We start from the raw sequence: 16,460 nt of genomic DNA on the forward strand, positions 1-16,460 counted from the left end.
GAGCCAGCCAGAAGCCTGCGTGAAGTCGATCTCGGATCCCTTTCTCCGCCGGCCGGTGCTGACCCTGGTGATCAGCCTGCTGGTGCTGCTGGGTGGCCTGGTGAGCCTGCCTGGGCTCCAGATTGAGAACCTGCCGGCCATCGCCCCCGGGCGGGTGTCGGTGAGCACGAGCTATCCCGGCGCCAGCCCCGAGGTGGTGGAGCAGGGGGTGACCACCCTGCTGGAGAAGCAGCTCAACGGCCTGGAGCGCCTCGATCAGATCCGCTCCACCAGCTCGGCCGGCAGCAGCAGCATCACCCTCAGCTTCGAGGGCGGCGACCCCGAGATCAACCAGATCAACGCCCAGAACGAGGCGGCGGTGGTGAACCCGCGGCTGCCGCCCCAGGTGGCCCGCTTCGGGGTGCAGGTGCGGCGCAGCTCCGACGACCTGCTGATGGTGCTGAGCTTCAGCGCTGAGCCGGGCACCTACGACCAGATCTTCCTCAGCGGCTGGGTGGAGCAGGTGGTGATCGATCGCCTGCAGCGGGTGTCCGGCGTAGGCGAGGCGCGGCTGTTCGGGGGCAGTCCGCTCGCCTTCCGGCTCTGGCTGGATCCGGCCCGGCTGAACCAGCTGGGGCTCACGATCACCGACGTGCGCGATGCCCTCGAGGAGCAGAACGTGCTGGCGGCCCTGGGCCAGGCCGGCGAGGCGCCGTCTCCCGATGACCAGATGCTCACCCTGCCGCTGCGCATGGAGGGCCGCCTGCGCAGCGTGCAGGAGTTTGAAAACCTGGTGGTGGCCCCCACGGCCGAGGGCGGCGTGACCCTGCTGCGCGATGTGGGCCGCGTCACCCTGGGCAGTGAGGACTACGGCGCCATCGCCACCAACCTGCAGGGCCGCCCCACCGTGGCCATGGGCATCTTCCAGCGCGATGGCAGCAATGCCCTGGAGGTGAGCGCCGGCATCACCGCGGCCCTCGATGAGATCAGCGAAAGCCTGCCGCCAGGTCTCGACTTCCAGGTGATCATCGACGAGGCCGAAACCGTTCAGCAGAACATCGACCGCACCCTGGCCAGCCTGCGTGACGCCGTGCTGCTGGTGTTCCTGGCCTTGCTGCTGGGCCTGGGTAACAGCCGCCTGGCCCTGATCTCCGCCCTGGCCGTGCCCGTGGCCCTGGTGGGGGCCCTCACCGTGCTGCGGCTCACGGACAGCTCGATCAACACCCTCACCCTGTTCGGCATGGTGCTGGCCACCGGCCTGGTGGTGGACGACGCCATCGTGGTGAGCGAGGACATCGGCCGCCGCATGGAGCGCGGTCAGCCGCCCCAGCAGGCGGCCCGCGAGGCGATGGCGGAGCTGGGCGGCGCCGTGGTGGCCACCTCCCTGGTGCTGATCGCCGTGTTCCTGCCGGTGCTCACCCTGGGGGGCAGCACGGGCCGGCTGTTCGCGCCGATCGGCCTCACGATCGGTGCCACGATCGTTTTCTCCACCTTCAATGCCCTCACCTTCACGCCGGTGGCGGCCAGCCGGCTGCTCAAGGCCGGCGGCCAGGAGGCCCGCTGGCTGCTGCGCTTGATCGACCCGCCGCGGCGGGCACTCGAATCCCTGGAGGGGCCCTACGACCGCTGGCTCACCCGGGCCCTGGGCTGGCGCCGCCGCATCGTGGCCCTGCTGCTGGTGGGCCTGGTGGTGACGGCCTTCGCCTATCAGCAGCGCCCCAAGGCCTTCATTCCCCAGGAGGACGGCAGCCAGTTGCGCGGCATCGTGGTGCTCCCTGATGGCATGGCCCTGCAGCGCACCCAGGCGGTGATGGAGGAGGTGCGCCAGGTGGTGGCGAGCAATCCCCAGATCGTCACCGGAAACTTCTACGCCGGCCGCTCCTTCGGCGACAGCAGCCCCAACAAGGGCATCTTTTTCCTGCGTCTCAAGCCGGTGGAGGAACGCCCGGGACGGGAGCTCACCCCTGCGGCCCTGGCGGGCCGGCTGAACGGGGAGCTCGCCGGTCGCATCGACAACGCCCAGGTGGTGGTGATCGAGGCCCCCACGGTGCGGGGCTTCGGCAGCGAGGGCGGCATCGAACTCGACCTGCTGGACACCAGCGGCGGGCGGCTGAGCCTCAGTGCCTTCCAGGAGGCGGCCCAGGCCTTCATCGACGCCGCCCAGGCCAGTGGCGACTTCGATCGCGTCGACACCCGCTTCCGGGCCGATGCCCCCCTGGTGCGGCTGGAGCCCGACCGCCTGCAGCTGGCCTCCCTCGGCGTGGAGCTCGAGGAGGTGGTGGAGGTGCTCGGCGCCAGCTTCGGCAGCGAGTACGTCAACGACAGCTTCGAGGGCGACCGCGTCCGCCGGGTGATCGTGCAGCTGGAGGGCTCCGACCGGCGCAATGTGCAGGACGTGCTTGCTCTGCAGGTGCGGGGCCGCGACGACACCCTGGTGCCCCTGGCCCAGGTGGTGCGGGTGGAGCGCAGCACCGGTCCCACGGTGATCAACCACACCCGGCTGGTGCGCTCGATCGCCATCCGGGCCCAGGCCCGGGCTGGGGTGAGCACCGGCCAGGCGATGGACCGGCTGCTGCAGGTGCGCCGCGAGCTGGGCAGCACCGCCACCGACCTGGAATGGGCTGGCCTGGCCCGGGAGGAGGCCCGTGCCGGCGGCTCCAATGAGCAGGTGTTCCTGCTGGCGGTGCTGGTGATGCTGCTGGTGCTGGCCGGGCTCTACGAGAACTTCATCGATCCGATGATCATCCTGGTGACGGTGCCCCTGGGGCTGCTGGGGGGCATCGCCGGCCTGGCGATCCGCGATTTGCCCCTGGATGTGTATGGCCGCGTGGGCCTGCTGGTGCTGGTGAGCCTGGCGGCCAAGAACGGCATCCTGATCGTGGAGTTCGCCAACCAGCGCCTGGCGGCGGGCCTGCCTCTGGATGAGGCGATCCACGGGGCGGCCGTGGCGCGGCTGCGGCCGATCCTGCTCACGGCGATTTCCTCGCTGGCGGGCTTCCTGCCCCTGCTGTTCGCCAGCGGCGCCGGAGCGGCCAGCCGCACCAGCATCGGCACGGTGGTGTTCGCCGGCTTGCTGGTGGCCACGGTGCTGAGCCTGTTCGTGGTTCCGGTGGTGTACCGGATCGTCAAGGGCTGGGAGCTGGGCCGCGCCGAGCGTCTGAAGCCCGCGACTGAAGCCCGCGACTGACGGAGGCGACTGACGGAGGCGACTGAGGGAGGCGACTGATGGCGCTGACTGATGGCGCTGACGGGGCTTACGCGGCCAGGGGAGCAGCTGGCTGGTCTGATCTCAGGGGGCTGGCTGACCTCAGGGGGCTGGTCTGATCTCAGGGGTAGGGTCTCTCCGGCGGGGGTTCAGCCGCTGGTGGCTCCTTGGGCGGTGATGGCCTGACCCTGGCCTGGGGGAAATGGGGGGCCTGCACCGACGGCAGCGTCGGCTCCAGGGGGAGGGGGGGCTCAGCCGCAGGAGGCGATTCGCTGGCCGAGAACCGACTCACCAGCAGCCCCATCACCGCAGCGATGTAGAAGGTGCCCACGATCGCCAGGCCGACGCTGATCATCTGGGCGACGGGCGTGAGTGGAGTGATGTCTCCATACCCCGCGGTGGTGAGGCTCACGAAGGCGAAATAGTTCAGTCGCACGAAGTTGAGGCTCCACACCGGATACAACTGGCCTTCGCCGGTGACGACGGCTGCGGGGAAGCTGGCGTTGCTGAAGCTGTTCGGCTGGATCGTTTCCAGGGCTGAACAGATCAGGCCACCGGCCAGGCCCAGCATCAGATACCCCGCCACACAGCCCCGCAGCACATCGGAAGTCACCCGGCGCTCGAGGGCCAGCCCCCGGATCAGCCGCACCGCACTCCAGAGGCTGAACAGGGCCCAGAGGATCAGCACCGGCAACCCCGAATGCCGCAGTTGCACCGGCGTGAGATACCAGAGCAGGCCGCTGCCGAGGGCTGCCCAGCCCAGCAGCTTGAACAGCTTCCGCGGCATCGCCCCGAAGCGCAAGCGCTCCACCGGATCCCCCAGCCCCAGGATCATCACCACCCCCAGGCCCAGATACCCCACCGATGACAGCCGGTACCACGGCGGCGGCAGGGCCAGGCAGGCCATCACCTGCAGGCAGATCCCGAGCAGCAGCTTGTAGGTGAGGTGCAGCCGCAGCAGTCGGGTGCGCTGGCGCGTCATGACGACCTGGGGAGCAGTCCCCATGCAACACCCGGGCGGGGGCCGCCGCCACAGCCAGGCCGGCCTCAGGGGCTGCTCTCCAGCAGGCAGTTCACCGCCAGCTCAAACGGCACCGCCGAGGCGGGCAGGGCCAGCAGGTGGGCCACGGTGGTGGCGAGATCCTCGGGCTGGGTCATGGCCTCCCTGGCGATTGAGCTCACGGCGGCGGCCATGGCGGTGTTCACCCAGCCGGGGCACAGGGCCGTGACCCGGATGCCTGAGTCCCAGCCCTCGTTGCGCATCGCCTGGCAGAGGCCCATCAGGGCGAACTTGCTCACGCCGTAGGCGGCCAGGCTGCCCTTCACCCGCTTGCCGCTCATCGACACCAGCACCACCAGGCGCCCGTCGCCGCAGGCCTGCAGGTGGGGCCAGGCGGCGCGGCCCAGGCGCCAGGGGCCCATCAGGTTCACATCGAGCAGGCGGGCGATCTCAGCCTCCTCGCCCGGGGCGTAGCGGACCCCGGCCCGCGACAGGAGACCGGCGCTCGGCACCAGGGCCTCCACCCCACCCCAGTGCTCGGCCGTGGCGGCCACCCAGGTCTCGGCGCTGTCGGGCTGATCCGGGGCGGCCAGGGCGTCGTAGGCGTGGATCGAGAGGCTGCCGGCGTCCTCGCTCCAGCCCAGCTGCTGCAACGTGTCGCGCACGGCGGCCGGATCGCGCACCCCCAGGCTGAGCCGGTGTCCCTCAGCGAGCAACTTCAGGGCCACGGCCAGGCCGATGCCGCGGCTGGCCCCACTCACCATCACCGTTCGCTGGGAGGGGGCTGAGGCCATGGAGCAGGGGATCTCTCAGCACCAATCCTCCCCGAGCAGCCACAGCTGACGGATGATGGGCTGCTGGCCCTGCGTCTCCATGACGTCCGAATTTCCTGCCGCCGAACTTCCTGCCGCCGTTCTTCCTGCTGCCGTTCTCACCAGGCAGTTCCGCGCCGAGGCCAGCCTGGATCAGGAGTTCGTGGTGCTCACCACGGCCTCCAGCCTGATCGCCAGCCTCGGCCTGCTCGCCAACAGTGCCGCCGTGGTGATCGGCGCCATGTTGATCGCCCCCTGGATCCTGCCCCTGCGCGCCACCGCCTTCGCGATCCTGCAGGGCCGGCTGTCGCTCGTGGGTCGCGGTCTGCTCACCCTCGCCATCGGGGTGGCCACCACGGTGGTGCTGTCGGCCGGGTTGGGCCTGATGGTGGGGCTGCCGGTGTTCGGCTCCGAGGTGATTGCCCGCACCAGCCCCAACCTGCTGGACCTGGCCATTGCCATCGTGGCCGGGGCCATCGCCACCTACGCCAAGGTGCGCATCAAGGCGGTGGGCTCCCTGGCCGGCACCGCCATCGCCGTGGCCCTTGTGCCGCCGGTGTGTGTGTTCGGGTTGCTGGTGGCGGCCGGCGAATGGCAGCGGGCCCAGGGGGCCGGACTGCTGTTCGCCGCCAACCTGCTGGGCATCCTCAGTGGTGCCCTGGTCACCCTGGGCGTCACCCGGCCGGAACTGCGCCAGCGGTTGCTGAGGAGCCGGCTGGGCTTCGTGAGCCTGCTGCTCACTGGCCTGCTGCTGGTGCCGCTCAGCACCAGTTTCGTGGGCCTGATCGGTCAGGCTCGGCGCCAGGCCTCGCTCAACCGGGTGGAGGTGGCGATCGCCGAGAGCCTGCGCAGCGAAACCATCACCCTCGGCCAGGATTCCGAGCTGGTGGGCATCAGCATCGACTGGGAGCAGAACCCGCCCCTGATCCGTGCCTCGGTGCGGGTGAGCAAGCCCAACCTGCCCACGCCCGAGCAGGTGGCCGCGGTGCAGGACTTCATCAATGAGCGCCAGACGATCCGCTACCGGCTGCTGGTGCAGCGCTCCTCCATCGACGTGATCGGTCCGGAGACCGCCCCCAACCCCAGGGCCGTGGAGGTGCCTCCCGAGCAACCCTCCACCCCCTTCGTGCCCTCTGTGCCGCCCCTGCCGGACGACATCACGCCCGGCACCGAGGCCGACGACCCCAAACTCCCCGACCCCCTCCCGCTGAAAGCACCTGGCCCGAGGCTGCCGGGGGCTGCTGAGCCTCAGGTGCCCTGAAGCAGGCGGCTCTCCAGGTTGGCTGCCAGCCGCGCGATGGCCTCGCTGGCATCGCCTGCCTCTCCCGCCCAGGACATCGGCGGCACCACCAGCACCAGCCGCTGCTCTTCAGCATCGAGGGGCTCCGCCTGGCGCCACTGGGAACGCAGCACGCCGGGGTCGGCATCGGAGGGGTCGCGGCCCTGGCGCAGCCGATCACGCAAGCGCCGCTCCGCCAGCTGCGCCGGAACCGAGAAGCTCAGGATCACCAGGGGTACAGCGGCGGCCCCGGCCACGGCGGCCATCGCCTGGCGGTGGCTGCGGCGCAGGAAGGTGGCATCCACAATCACCCGGAAGCCGGCTGCCAGCAGCGGCGCCACCAGCCGGGGCAGCCGCTGCTCGAACAGCTCGGCCGTGACCTCAGCGGTGTAGAGCTCGCCGCTGCGGCTGGCGGAGCCATCGGGCTGGGGATGGCCCTGCCGCTGGACCCCCCATTGGCCGAACAGGCGCTTGCGCTCCACATCTGAGCGCAGCCGGATGGCGCCGAGCCGCTCCAGCAGCAGGCCGCTGCTGTGGGACTTCCCCGATCCCGACACCCCATGGCAGAGCACCAGGCCCGCCGCAGGCGGCTGGCAGAGGTGCTCGGCCAGCTGCAGATAGCGCTCCACCCGCGCGCTCTCCCCAGCCAGGGCGGCCACCTTGGCCCGCACCAGGGCCCGGTAGCTGCCATACCAGGGCCAGAGCCGCAGGCCGGTGTAGTCGCCGCTCTGATCCAGCCAGCCGTTCAGCAGCCGGAAGGCCAGGGCCTGCTCGCCGCGCTCCTGCAGGTCCATCACCAGGAAGGCCAGGTCGCTGATCGGATCGATCCAGCGCAGGGCGGCGCTGAACTCCAGGCAGTCGAACACCTCGATGCGCCCCTGCCGCAGCAGCATGTTGCCGAGGTGCAGATCGCCGTGGCCTTCCCGCACCTGTCCCCGGGCCAGGCGTTCGCTGAAGCGCTGCCGCAGCTGGCCGAAGCTGCTGCGGATCCAGCCCTGCAGCTGCAGCAGCCGCGGCGCCAGGGCCGCATCGCCGTGCTGCAGCAGGCTGGTGATGTTGGCCTGCACCGGCTCCAGCACCGCCTCTGGGGTGCCGTAGGGCCCATCGGGCGCCGCCTGGGCCGCCTCGGCGTGGAAGCGGGAAAGCCGCTCGGCCAGGGCATCGATCTGCTCGGGGCCCACGGCGCCCCGGGCCAGGGCCGCCGGCAGCAGGGCGTCCTGGGGGAATTCGGCCATGCGCACGGCGTACTCCAGGCTGGCGGGCCCCGGGGATCCAGCCGCATCAGGCTGGGCTCCTGGGCCGGGCTCGGCCTCCACGCCGGCGGCCAGGCGCGGCTGCTCCTGGCTGCCGCCGATGGCCACCACCCCCTGGTAGAGCCCGGGGCTGAGGCGGCGGTTGAGGCGCACTTCTTCGTGGCAGCACTGGCGCCGCCGCTCCAGGCTGCTGAAATTCACGAAGCCGAAATCCACCGGCTTCTTCACCTTGTAGGCGATGTCTCCGGTGAGCAGCACCCAGGAGATGTGGGTCTGCAGCAGCCGGATCGGGCCCACCACCGGATGGGGGTAGGCCTCGGGGCGCAACAACCCCTGGATCAGGGGCGGCAGGGAGCCGTGCTGGTCGATCAGTCGAAACCGAGCAGGTCGAAGATCTCGCGGTCCTTGAGGGATTCGGCCTCCAGGGGCTCCACGTTCTCGAGCATGGCCTGGGCCAGGCGCAGGTATTCCTTCTGCACTTCCTCCACCTCAGGCGTGGGCTCCATCTCGAAGATCGTGCACTTCTTCAGGCGCGACTTGCGGATCGCATCGACGGTCTTGAAGTGGGCCATGGTGCGCAGACCGGTGCGCGCGTTGAACTTGTCGATCTCGTCGGTCTGCTCGGAGCGGTTGGCGATCACGCCGCCGAGCCGCACCTTGTAGTTCTTGGCCTTGGCATTGATGGCCTGCATGATCCGATTCATGGCGAAGATCGAATCGAAATCATTGGCCGTCACGATCAGGCAGTAATCGGCGTGCTGCAGGGGCGCGGCAAAACCGCCACACACCACGTCGCCCAGCACATCGAAGATCACCACATCGGTGTCCTCCAGCAGGTGGTGCTCCTTGAGCAGCTTCACCGTCTGCCCGGTCACGTAGCCGCCACAGCCGGTGCCGGCCGGAGGGCCGCCCGATTCGACGCACTGCACGCCGTTGAAGCCCTCGAACACGAAGTCTTCAGGGCGCAGCTCCTCGCTGTGGAAGTCCACGGTTTCGAGGATGTCGATCACCGTGGGCACCATTTTCTTGGTGAGGGTGAAGGTGCTGTCGTGCTTGGGATCACAGCCGATCTGCAGCACCCGCTTGCCCAGCTTCGAGAAGGCGGCCGAGAGGTTCGAGGAGGTGGTGCTCTTGCCGATCCCCCCCTTGCCGTACACGGCGATCACGAGGGCGCCGGTCTCGATGTGCATGGCCGGGTCCTGATGCACCTGCACACTGCCCTCCCCGTCCTGTCCGGGCGCTTTGGGGGTGGAGGCGGGTGGAGGCGTGAGCGTGCTGGTCATGGAAGCTCCTCGGCAGAAGATTGCCGTTGCTTCCATGCAAGACAGGGCTGGCTGCTGAGAGGGCCTTGAGGCCCCAGGATCACGCAATCCGACACATGGGGGTTCCCTGACAGTGGGGCTGCGATGCAGCCCCTGCCCTGCTGCCAGCGAAAGCCCAGAACGCTGTCATCGCAGTGATCCAGGCCACCCTGATCTGCGACCTGGAGGCCATCGGCGGCGCCCCCGTGGTGAGCAAAACCATCCACTTCGCGTCCTCCTCCGCCAAGCCAGGCCCCGATCCGATCCGGGCGTTCCTGAAGTTCAGCGATGGCCCCAACCTGCAGGTGCTGAACGAGACGCTCAACGCCAAGGCCACCGGCTTCAGCTCCACCATCTCGGCCAAGGGTTGCCCCTGGGCTGTGATCCTGAGCGCAGATCAGCGGCTGAGCTGGGCCTTGGCGTCGTAGAGCGTCTCGGCGTCGATGGCGCCAAGGCCGCGGGCGCGGGCGAAGGCCTCGGTGTTGCGTCGCACCTTGCTGCGCACGAAGAAGGGGATCTTCTGCAGCTCGGCCTCTCCATCGGCGGTCCAGCTCAGCTCGCCTGCGGGGATCTGTTCAGCAGAGCCCTCCTGAGCCACTCCCGCTTCGGCCACCCCCTCCCGAGCCACTCCCACTTCAGCCACCGCCTCGGCCGCAGCGGCTGTTTCGGTCGCGTTTGCGGGACTGGAGGCTCCCCCTCCCAGGTGGCTGCGGTGGCCCTCCACGAATTCGAAGTCGTGGCGGAACATGCCGATCAGGTGCTCCTCCAGACCCATCATCAGCGGGTGCACCCAGCTGTCGAAGAGCTCGTTGGCGCCCTCCCAGCCCATCTGGGGGGCATGGCGGGCCGGCACATCCTGCACATGCAGGGGTGAGCTGATCACGGCACAGGGAATGCCGAGCCGCTTGGCGCTGTGGCGCTCCATCTGGGTGCCGAGCACCAGCTCCGGCATGGCCTCGGCCATGGCCCGCTCCACCTCCAGGTAGTCGTCGCTGATCAGGGCTTCGAGGCCCAGCTCCCGGGCGGCGGCCCGCACATCCCGGGCCAGCTCGCGGCTGTAGCTGCCCAGGCCCACCACCTCAAAGCCCAGCTCCCGGCTGGCCACCCGGGCGGCGGCAATGGCGTGGGTGGCATCGCCGAAGATGAACACCCGCTTGCCGGTGAGGTAGGTGGAGTCGACCGAGCGGGAGTACCAGGGCAGTTGGGAGGAGCTCTCCGGTGCCATCGGCTGCTCCTCGAGGCCGAGCACCTGGCGCAGCTCGCCCAGGAAGTCGCGGGTGGCGCCGATGCCGATCGGCACCGTGCGCACCACCGGCTGGCCGAAGCGCCGCTCCAGCCAGCTGCACACCGGCCCGGCCACCTCCGGATAGAGGCAGACATTGGCATCGGCCGCCGGGATGCGCAGCAGGTCGGCCGGGTGGGCTCCCAGGGGCGCCACCACCCCCACATCGATGCCTTCAGCGCCCAGCAGGCGGGTGAGCTCGCGCACATCGTCGCGGCAGCGGAAGCCCAGCAGGCTGGGGCCGAGCAGGTTGACCCGGGGCCGCCGGCCCTCGGCCCGCCAGCGCTGGGGTGACGGCGGCGGCGTGCCCGGGGCCGGCATCTGGGCCTTGAGCAGGTGCCGCACCAGTTGGTAGAAGGTCTCCGCCGCTCCCCAGTTCTCCTTCTTGGAGTAGGCGGGCAGCTCCAGGCTCACCACCGGGGTGCTGCCCAGGTCCATGCCGGCCGCCAGGGAGCCCGGCTGGTCCTGGATCAGCTCGGCGGTGCAGCTCTCACCCACCAGCAGGGCCTCGGGCTGGAAGCGGTCCACCGCCTCCTGGATCGAGCGCTTCACCAGCTCGGCGGTGTCGCCGCCCAGGTCGCGGGCCTGGAAGGTGGTGTAGGTGACAGGCGGACGCCGCTGTCGCCGCTCGATCATCGTGAACAACAGGTCGGCATAGGTGTCGCCCTGGGGCGCGTGCAGCACCAGGTGCACCCCCTCCATCGAGGCGGCGATGCGCAGGGCCCCCACGTGGGGAGGGCCTTCGTAGGTCCAGAGGGTGAGTTCCATCAGGAAAAACGCAGCAGGTTGCGGCGACGCAGGGGACGGGAGAAGAGCTCGGCCAGATCGCCGGCCTGGTCGCAGCCGTGGATCGGGCTGAACACCAGCTCGATCGACCACTTGGTGGCGATGCCCTCGGCCTCCAGGGGATTGGCCAGGCCCAGGCCGCACACCACCAGATCGGGCCGGGCGGCGCGCACCCGATCGAGCTGGTTCTCCACGTGCTGGCCCTCGGTGAGGGGGGTGCCGGCGGGCAGCAGGGCCAGCTCCGATTCGAGCAGGGCGCGATCCAGATAGGGCGTGCCCACCTCCACCAGCTCCATGCCGCACTCGCGCTGCAGGAAGCGGGCCAGGGAGAGCTCCAGCTGGGAGTCGGGCAGCAGGAACAGCCGCTTGCCCTCAAGGATCTCGCGGTGCGGCGCCACGGCCCGCCGGCCCCGCTCCACCAGGGGATCGATCACCGCGGCCACCCGGGCGTCGTCCAGGCCGAAGGCGGCGGCGGCGGCGGCCATCCAGGCGGCGCTGCCCTCGACGCCGAGGGGATAGGGGGCGGAGATCAGCTGGGCGCCGAGGGCCGTCAGGGCCCGGGCGGTAGCCGAGAGGAAGGGTTGGGCCAGCAGCACGCGCGTGCCGGGGCCGATGGCGGGCAGGTCCCGGGAGTTCCGTGGCGGCAGGCTGCGCACCCGCTCGATGCCCATGCGGCCGAACAGGCTGATCAGCCTGTCTTCCACGGCGTCGGCCAGGGTGCCCACGATCAGCAGTTCCTGCGCTGCTGTGGGGGCCGCCCCCTCAGCGGCAGGGGCGGCCGGCGCCCTGGGCATCAGCGGCACCATCGCCAGCAGGGCCTGGTCCTCGCCCTGGGTGAAGGTGGTTTCGATGCCGCTGCCGGTGTAGTTCAGCACCCGCACCTGGCCAGCGAGGCGCGAGTTGAGGCGCTCGGCGGCCTTGGCCAGGTCGAGCTTGATCACCTCACTGGGGCAGGAGCCCACCAGGAACAGGGTGCGGATCTCGGGGCGGCGCTGCAGCAGGTCGGCCACAAGCCGATCCAGCTCCTCGTTGGCATCGGCGAGGCCGGCCAGGTCGCGCTCCCCCAGGATCGCCGTGCCGAAGCGCGGCTCGGCGAAGATCATCACGCCGGCGGCGCTCTGGATCAGGTGGGCACAGGTGCGCGACCCCACCACCAGAAAGAAGGCATCGGGCATGCGGCGGTGCAGCCACACGATCGAGGTGAGGCCGCAGAACACCTCGCGCTGCCCACTCTCCCTGCGCACGTCCAGGGCCGCCGCTGTGGCCGCCGCCACTGTTGTCGATCCACCCATGCGGTGATCCACTGCTGCGTTGCTACCCACTGCTAGGGGGAATCGGCTCGATTGGCAGCGCCCGGGGCCCCGATTGGCCGGGGATCAGTGGGGTTTGTGATGTGGGCGTGGCCGTGCCAGGGGGCAAGGTCAGGGGACCAGGTCAGGGCCCAGACGCAGGTCCACCGTGCAGGGCCGCTCGCTTCCTGGTTTCCAGGGCGCTGCCAGGGGCCAGGCCAGCGGGGTGGGTTCCACCGGTGTGAAGCTGAGGGCCTCGGGCTCCAGTTCCCACTGGGCCAGGGGCCAGGGGCCAAGGCCTTCGCCGGCAGGGCTGCCGGGGAGCGGCACCAGTTGCAGCACCAGGGGCATCTCGGGCTCGATGCCGGGGTGGAAGCAGGGGTAGAGGGCGCTGGCGCGGTAGCGCACCGCCAGGGGGCCGGGCTGCTGCAGGGGCAGGGGGCGGCCGTTCAGCACCAGGACGTAGTGCTCGGCCAGGGCGCCGGCGCCCAGCAGCTCGAAGCGGCGCAGGGAGCCGTCCACGAAGCGGCTGGTGAAGCCCCCTTCCCGCGGGGTGTCGCAGATCAGGGGCCAGGGCTCCAGGGCCGGCAGCAGAGCGAGTTCGGGAGCGTCCGGCGCGGCGGGGTCGCGCCAGCGCAGCAGCGGCGGGAAGCGCCACTCCCAGATCGTGCGGTAGGGGGCGGCATCGAGGGGCAGGCCGGCAGCCTCCAGATCGGCGAACACGGCCTCGAGGTCGGCCCAGAGCTGGCTGGGCAGCAGCATCCGGTCGTGCAGCGCTCCGCCCCAGGGGCGCAGCTGGCTTGGCCGCCGGGCCGGATCCAGCTGCAGGGCCGCCAGATGGGTCCAGAGCAGGGCGATGGCGGCCATCCAGTCGGCCTGGGGCAGGCTTTCCAGGGCCCGGAACTCGATCAGCCCCAGGCAGCCGGCCGGGGCGCCCGGATTCCAGAACTTGTCGAGGCTGATCTCGCTGCGGTGGTTGTTGCCGGAACGATCGGCATGCAGATGGCGCAGGGTTTCGCCGATCAGCTGGCGCTGCTCGCCGCGGGCCCGCTCCAGCACGGTGTAGGCCAGCTCCAGGTCGAACAGCTCGCCGAGGGCCTCATCGGGCCGGGGAGCCTGGGAGGACGGCCCCACGCTCGAGCCGCTGAACAGATAGGCGAGGCTGGGGTGGTGCTGGAAATAGCGCAGGATTCCCACCAGCCAGTCGGGCCGCGGGAAGAAGGGATGGCGCTGCAGGTCGCGGCTGCCCCAGAGCAGGTGGTTGCCGCCGCCCGTGCCCTGCTGGCCGCCGGCCTCGGTGAGCTTCCAGCTGCGCAGGCCCACCGCGGCGCCGGCCGCCTCGATCAGCCGCAGCCAGTCGCGGTAGGCGCTCCAGCTGTCGCACACGGGCAGGTTCACCTCCAGCACGCCCGGATCGGCGGTGAGGCCCAGCACCTCCCAGCCTTCGCTGGCATCCACCGGCAGCAGGCCGCTGAGATCGGGTTCAGCCAGGGCTGCGGCCGTGAGCGGACAGCTGGCCTCGGCGCTGATGGCCTGCAGCAGTTCCTCCGTGGGCTGCCGCTCCAGGGGCGGCAGGAACAGGCCCCAGCCGGCGGCTCCAAAGCCCCCGTGGCCGATCTCCAGGGTGAGCAGCTGGCAGGGCAGGTCGTCGGGGAAGTGCTCCAGCGGCAACCGCAGGCCGGCCGGCCCCGGGGCGGCGGTGAGGCGACGCTGCTCCAGGGGCAGCTCCCAGCCAGCGCTGCTCCAGCCCTCCTCTTCCTCCCAGGTGAGTGGCACCGCCCAGACGGCGCGCTCTGGATCGCTCTCATCCAGCAGGCGCAGGGGCGCCAGGGCAACGCCAAGGCGATCGCCCAGCCGCTGCAGCCAGGGCTCCCCGGCCGGGGCCGTGAGCCCTGCGCCCGTGGCGGCTGGAGTGGGCCAGGGGGCGATGGGAGCGCCGTGGCGGCCGGTGATCAGCCGCAGCGCCCAGCGGGGGTTCACTTCGCCTTCGTAGCGCTTGCCGCTGCAGTAGAGCAGCGTGCTGCCGGGCCAGGTGCGCTGCTGGATCGCCGCCGCCAGGGCGCGGGCCACGGGCAGCTTGGTGGGGCCATCCGCCGCCACCGACCACTCCAGGCCCTCAGGGTCCAAGGGCACCAGGGTGGGCTCCCCGCCGAGGGTGAGCGCGATTCCGGCAGTCTCCAGCCGCCCCTCAGCCCGCCGGGCGGCTTCCTCCATCCAGGACATCGTGGCGATCGGCGGTGCGGTGGGTGAGGAGAGGGCGCGGCTCCAGGCCGTACCACCGCTCCATCCTGCGCTCTGGCCTGACCGCGTCCTGCTACGACCGTGACCTGCAGCGGCAGCGCACCATTGGTTTAATGGCGCAGCGATCCGGCCCTCGGATCCAGATCTCCATGGCCAGCCTTCGCTGGCGCCCCTGGCGCCGACGCCGTCCACCATCCACCCGGATTCGCCGGCCCTGGCGGGCCCCGCTCGCCCTGGTGGTGCTGGTGAATCTGGCTGCCCTGGGCTATCGCCTCACGGAGGGCTGGGGCTGGGCGGACTGCTACTGGATGGTGGCGATCACGATCAGCACGATCGGCTTCGGCGAGGTGCAGCCCCTCTCGCCAGCCGGCCGGCTGGTGACGGTGCTGCTGATCCTGGGCGGCCTGGTGGTGGTGCAGATCAGCATCCAGGGAGTGCTCGGCCTCTCCGAATCGGGCTATTTCAGGCGCCTGCGTGAGCGCCGTTTCCGCCGCTGGGTCAAGACCATGCAAGACCATGTGATTCTCTGCGGCTACGGCCGCATCGGCCGTGAGATCGCCGAGCAGCTCAGCCGCGAGCGGGTGCCGCTGCTGGTGGTGGAGTTGGACCAGGAGCGCAGCACGGCCGCCCAGGACCGCGGTCTGCCGGTGCTGGTGGCCGACGCCACCCTCGATGAAACCCTGGTGGAGGCGGGCATTCACCAGTGCCGCTCCCTGGTGGCGGCCCTGCCCAGCAACGCCGCCAATCTCTACGTGGTGCTGAGCGCCCGCGGGCTGGCCCCCTCCTGCCGCCTGATCGCCCGCTCCGACAGCGATGAGGCGGAGCGCAAGTTGCGCCTGGCCGGGGCCGACCAGGTGGTGAGCCCCTACGTGAGCGGCGGCCGCACGATGGCCGCCACCGCCCTGCGGCCCCTGGCCGTCACCTTCATGGATCTGCTGGCCGGCAGCGATTGCGAGGTGGAGGAGTTCCGGCTCAGCGCTGAGCCGGGCGACCTGGGTCGGCTGCTGGGCATGAGTCTGGGGGAGCTGCAGCTGGGGCGGCGCACCGGCGCCCTGGTGCTGGCCGTGCAGCCGGCGGCTCCGGCCCAGGAGGTGGTGCGCCAGTACCGGGGCACTTCCTACAAGCTCGAGGAGCAGAGCCTGATCGCCAATCCGGGCAGCGATCACCGCCTGGCGCCGGGGCAGATGTTGGTGGTGATGGGCAGCAAGAACCAGCTGCACGAAGTCACCAGCCTGCTGGGCACCGCCCTGATCAGCATCGAGCACATGGCGAGCTGAGGGTCAGGCTGGCTCAGGGGCGGGCTGCTCTCAGCTCTCGGCCTCTTCGAGGATCTGGCGCTGCAGCTCGATCTGATAGCCCTCCACCATCGCCTCCAGGGAGGCTTCCTCCTCGTCGTCCACCTGCAGGGCTTCCGCCAGGGTGAGATCGGGCACCTGGGCGGTGCCGATCGCGGTGAGGGCCACCCCCAGGGAAGCGCTGTCGCGGTGCCAGATCGAAGCGGCCTCAGCCAGCTTGGTGAGCACCTCGTCGTCCATGGGGTCGCCGCGGCGCTGGGCCAGGGCCACCGCCAGGCGCCGGTCGTCGAACACGGCCGCGGCGGCGAGATGGGCTGCGTGCAGGGCCCCCAGGCTGTAGACGGCCTCGGAGCGGAGGGTGAGCAGGCTCTTGCTGAGCGCCCGCTCCCGCACCCCCTGCCAGGGGGCCGAGGGCAGGCTGTCTTCGTTGGCGCCGGGGGCCTCATCCAGCCCCGCCATCGAGGGCAGCTTGGGGTTGGCCAGGCCGATGCTGGTGAGGGCGGACTCGCCCGGCGCCGCGGCGCCGGCCAGCAGCGCCGGCTGGCGCTCCGCAAGCATGGGATCGCGCTCGGGATCGAGCCGATCGCCAACGCGGCGCAGCCACTGGCCCAGTCGTGCGCGCATGCCCATGCCCTGTTTTGCCTGCCGCTGCCCTCCACTGTGCCCCTCCCGGGCCGGAAGCGCCCGTTGGGGGTCGCTTCGGAGACCCGCACCCCACAACCGGCGGCAGCTTTGTAA

Annotated in this window: 12 protein-coding genes; 4 read left to right on the forward strand and 8 right to left on the reverse strand. The window is 70.7% G+C overall.

Annotated elements, in window-relative coordinates; translation table 11 throughout:
• Positions 1 to 19 precede the first annotated feature (19 nt).
• Positions 20 to 3,166, forward strand: coding sequence for an efflux RND transporter permease subunit (locus ACWJIO_RS08085; protein ID WP_480312670.1), 3,147 nt, complete (start codon positions 20 to 22; stop codon positions 3,164 to 3,166).
• Positions 3,167 to 3,305: 139 nt separating this feature from the next.
• On the opposite strand, the gene ACWJIO_RS08090 is transcribed toward ACWJIO_RS08085, so the two are convergent.
• Together ACWJIO_RS08090 and ACWJIO_RS08095 are read right to left on the reverse strand one after the other, a co-directional pair.
• Positions 3,306 to 4,166, reverse strand: a complete 861-nt coding sequence (locus ACWJIO_RS08090; protein ID WP_480312672.1) for a potassium channel family protein — start codon at positions 4,164 to 4,166, stop codon at positions 3,306 to 3,308.
• A 65-nt stretch (positions 4,167 to 4,231) separates the two neighbouring features.
• Positions 4,232 to 4,978, reverse strand: a complete 747-nt coding sequence (locus ACWJIO_RS08095; protein WP_480312674.1) for an SDR family NAD(P)-dependent oxidoreductase — start codon at positions 4,976 to 4,978, stop codon at positions 4,232 to 4,234.
• 79 nt (positions 4,979 to 5,057) lie between these two features.
• On the opposite strand from ACWJIO_RS08095, the gene ACWJIO_RS08100 reads away from it, so the two are divergent.
• Positions 5,058 to 6,257 (forward strand): DUF389 domain-containing protein, encoded by a 1,200-nt coding sequence (locus tag ACWJIO_RS08100; RefSeq protein WP_480312675.1) that lies wholly within the window; start codon positions 5,058 to 5,060, stop codon positions 6,255 to 6,257.
• On the opposite strand, the gene ACWJIO_RS08105 is transcribed toward ACWJIO_RS08100, so the two are convergent.
• Together ACWJIO_RS08105 and bchL are read right to left on the reverse strand one after the other, a co-directional pair.
• Entirely contained in the window at positions 6,245 to 7,858 is a 1,614-nt protein-coding gene (locus ACWJIO_RS08105) for a bifunctional aminoglycoside phosphotransferase/ATP-binding protein (RefSeq protein ID WP_480312676.1), read from the reverse strand. The genes ACWJIO_RS08100 and ACWJIO_RS08105 overlap by 13 nt on opposite strands.
• Before the next feature lie 38 nt (positions 7,859 to 7,896).
• Positions 7,897 to 8,811, reverse strand: a complete 915-nt coding sequence (gene bchL / locus ACWJIO_RS08110; protein ID WP_480312678.1) for a ferredoxin:protochlorophyllide reductase (ATP-dependent) iron-sulfur ATP-binding protein — start codon at positions 8,809 to 8,811, stop codon at positions 7,897 to 7,899.
• A 173-nt stretch (positions 8,812 to 8,984) separates the two neighbouring features.
• Between bchL and ACWJIO_RS08115 the strand changes: the two genes are divergently transcribed.
• Positions 8,985 to 9,257 carry a hypothetical protein gene (locus ACWJIO_RS08115; protein ID WP_480312680.1) on the forward strand — a complete coding sequence of 91 codons (273 nt, stop codon included), beginning with the start codon at positions 8,985 to 8,987 and terminating at the stop codon, positions 9,255 to 9,257.
• Here the strand turns inward: ACWJIO_RS08115 and ACWJIO_RS08120 are convergent.
• The 3 genes from ACWJIO_RS08120 to ACWJIO_RS08130 form a co-directional block, all read right to left on the reverse strand.
• Positions 9,227 to 10,879: a ferredoxin:protochlorophyllide reductase (ATP-dependent) subunit B gene (locus ACWJIO_RS08120; RefSeq protein ID WP_480312681.1), complete on the reverse strand. Its 1,653-nt coding sequence runs from the start codon at positions 10,877 to 10,879 to the stop codon at positions 9,227 to 9,229. The genes ACWJIO_RS08115 and ACWJIO_RS08120 overlap by 31 nt on opposite strands.
• Positions 10,879 to 12,189: a ferredoxin:protochlorophyllide reductase (ATP-dependent) subunit N gene (locus ACWJIO_RS08125; protein WP_480312683.1), complete on the reverse strand. Its 1,311-nt coding sequence runs from the start codon at positions 12,187 to 12,189 to the stop codon at positions 10,879 to 10,881. The genes ACWJIO_RS08120 and ACWJIO_RS08125 overlap by 1 nt, the downstream gene beginning before the upstream one ends.
• A 129-nt stretch (positions 12,190 to 12,318) precedes the next feature.
• Entirely contained in the window at positions 12,319 to 14,400 is a 2,082-nt protein-coding gene (locus ACWJIO_RS08130; protein WP_480312684.1) for a transglutaminase family protein, read from the reverse strand.
• A 176-nt stretch (positions 14,401 to 14,576) separates the two neighbouring features.
• Between ACWJIO_RS08130 and ACWJIO_RS08135 the strand changes: the two genes are divergently transcribed.
• Positions 14,577 to 15,704: an NAD-binding protein gene (locus ACWJIO_RS08135; RefSeq protein WP_480312685.1), complete on the forward strand. Its 1,128-nt coding sequence runs from the start codon at positions 14,577 to 14,579 to the stop codon at positions 15,702 to 15,704.
• Between the two features lie 30 nt (positions 15,705 to 15,734).
• Here ACWJIO_RS08135 and ACWJIO_RS08140 read toward each other — a convergent pair whose 3' ends face one another.
• A complete protein-coding gene (locus ACWJIO_RS08140; protein WP_480312687.1) occupies positions 15,735 to 16,346 on the reverse strand; it encodes a hypothetical protein in 612 nt (203 codons plus the stop codon).
• Between the last annotated feature and the right edge of the window lie 114 nt (positions 16,347 to 16,460).

The organism is Paraciimarium castrense LEGE 11436, from assembly GCF_056633055.1.

Excerpts from the sequence above, each read along its gene's own strand:
- ACWJIO_RS08090 (WP_480312672.1), bottom strand. The coding sequence starts at position 4,166 with ATGACGCGCCAGCGCACCCGACTGCTGCGGCTGCACCTCACCTACAAG.
- ACWJIO_RS08095 (WP_480312674.1), bottom strand. The coding sequence starts at position 4,978 with ATGGCCTCAGCCCCCTCCCAGCGAACGGTGATGGTGAGTGGGGCCAGC.
- ACWJIO_RS08100 (WP_480312675.1), top strand. The coding sequence starts at position 5,058 with ATGACGTCCGAATTTCCTGCCGCCGAACTTCCTGCCGCCGTTCTTCCT.
- bchL (WP_480312678.1), bottom strand. The coding sequence starts at position 8,811 with ATGACCAGCACGCTCACGCCTCCACCCGCCTCCACCCCCAAAGCGCCC.
- ACWJIO_RS08120 (WP_480312681.1), bottom strand. The coding sequence starts at position 10,879 with ATGGAACTCACCCTCTGGACCTACGAAGGCCCTCCCCACGTGGGGGCC.
- ACWJIO_RS08125 (WP_480312683.1), bottom strand. The coding sequence starts at position 12,189 with ATGGGTGGATCGACAACAGTGGCGGCGGCCACAGCGGCGGCCCTGGAC.
- ACWJIO_RS08130 (WP_480312684.1), bottom strand. The coding sequence starts at position 14,400 with ATGGAGGAAGCCGCCCGGCGGGCTGAGGGGCGGCTGGAGACTGCCGGA.
- ACWJIO_RS08135 (WP_480312685.1), top strand. The coding sequence starts at position 14,577 with ATGGCCAGCCTTCGCTGGCGCCCCTGGCGCCGACGCCGTCCACCATCC.
- ACWJIO_RS08140 (WP_480312687.1), bottom strand. The coding sequence starts at position 16,346 with ATGCGCGCACGACTGGGCCAGTGGCTGCGCCGCGTTGGCGATCGGCTC.